A 1,691-nucleotide genomic window follows, 5' to 3' on the forward strand; every position below is an offset into this window, starting at 1 on the left:
GGCTGCTGGTAGCCGGCGCGCCAGTTCAGCACCGTGTAGCCGGAGGCCTTGTGCTGGTTGTCGTCGGTGGCGTAGCGCTTGCTCATGCCCTGCGCTTCGATGGCGGTGTGGAAGCCGTTGTCCCGGGGCTGCCAGGCCAGCTCGGCGAAGAAGCTGTGGCGCGGGATGCCCGGCAGGCGGTTGCCGGCGTGGTTGGCACCGTTGCCATCAATAAAGCGGTCATAGTCGGCCTGCAGCCAGGTGTAGGCCAGATAGCCGCTTATGCCGTAGTCGAACTGCTGTTCGATACTCAGTTCCACGCCGCGACGGGTCGAGCGGCCGGCGTTGGTGTAGGTGGCACGGCCGGTGAAGGCCTGGTTGCTGCCGGTAACGATCTCATCCTTGACCCGGCTGTCGAACAGCGCGATATCCAGCCGGGTGTGCTCCCGGCGCCATTTCAGACCGACTTCGGCATTGCGCGACAGGCTCGGCTTGAGTGCCTGATTCATGCCGGCGCCGTCCGGTCGGTAGGCCAGCTCCTGGAAGGTCGGGGTCTCGAAGCCCTGGCCCAGGGCAGCATACAGGCTCACCTCAGGAGTCCACTGCCAGTTCAGGCCCAGCGCCGGGTTGGTGCGGTGCACGCGCATGCCGCCGCTGTCGTCCTGGCCGTCGACCAGGTAGTCGTCATCCGAGTCGAACTCCACCCGGTTGTAGCGCAGCCCGGCGACCAGTTCCCAGCGTGGCGCCAGCTGCCAGGTGCTGATTAGGTAGGCCTCCTGGCTGTCCACCCGGTTGAACTCGTCGCGCTGCAGGCCGCCCTTGCTGCCGTTGGCGTTGACGAAGCCCCTGCGCTCCTCGCCCTGGTAGTTGTAGGCCAGCCCCGCGGCCAGGGTCAGCGGCAGGTCGAACAGCCGGGTCTGGCGCTGCCAGCCCAGTTCGCCGCCACCGAAACGCCGGTCCAGTTCGACCACGCCGCCACCGGCGGTCGCGCCGCTGCCGGGAAAGGCCAGGAACTGCTGCATGTCCCGCTCACCGCCGTAGACCATCAGCGTCAGCTGGTCGTCATTGGTCAGGCGCCGTTGGTAGTTCAGGCCGATCTGGTTGTGGCGCACCGATTTGCGGGTATCGAACAGGCCGGCCTGCGGTGGCGCCTGGCGCCGGTCGGCGCGTACCTGCTCGGCGGTCAGCCCCAGCGGGTCCTGGGTGTCGGGCTGATCGAGGCTGTTGATCAGCAGGGTCAGGCTGGAGACATCGTCGATATCCCAGCCCAGGCGCAGATTGGCGATATCGCGGCGGGTGTCGCTGTGGTCACGGTAGCCGTCGGTCTCCAGCCGCGAGATATTGGCGCTGATGTTCAGGTCGCCATGCTGGCCGCCGTAGCGCAGGCGCGAGCGCCACAGGCCGTCACTGCCCACCGCCGTGCGGTTGTCCAGGGTCGGATAGAACGGCGCTTCGCCGGTATAGCCCTGGATGATGCCGCCGGAGGCGTTGCCATAGAGGGTGGTCAGCGGGCCGCGCAGCACCTCGATGCGCTGCAGGCCGTCGAGGTCGAACAGCGCCGGCTGGCCCTGGCCATCGGGCATGGTCAATGGGATACCGTCCTGCACCAGGCGTACGCCGCGCACCCCGAACTGGGCGCGGGCGCCGAAGCCGCGCGAGGAGATCTGCAGGTCCTGGGCGTAGTTCTGCCGGTTCAGCGCCACCAGGCCGGG

The 1,691-nt window shown here is 67.9% G+C and carries 1 protein-coding gene; it reads right to left on the minus strand.

Features of this window, described 5'->3' with window-relative positions:
* A partial coding sequence (locus tag H6X51_RS19770) for a TonB-dependent receptor family protein (protein WP_185269125.1) occupies positions 1-1,691 on the minus strand: 1,691 nt, incomplete at both ends.

It is taken from the genome of Halopseudomonas xiamenensis (assembly GCF_014219065.1).
Lineage (GTDB): Bacteria > Pseudomonadota > Gammaproteobacteria > Pseudomonadales > Pseudomonadaceae > Halopseudomonas > Halopseudomonas xiamenensis.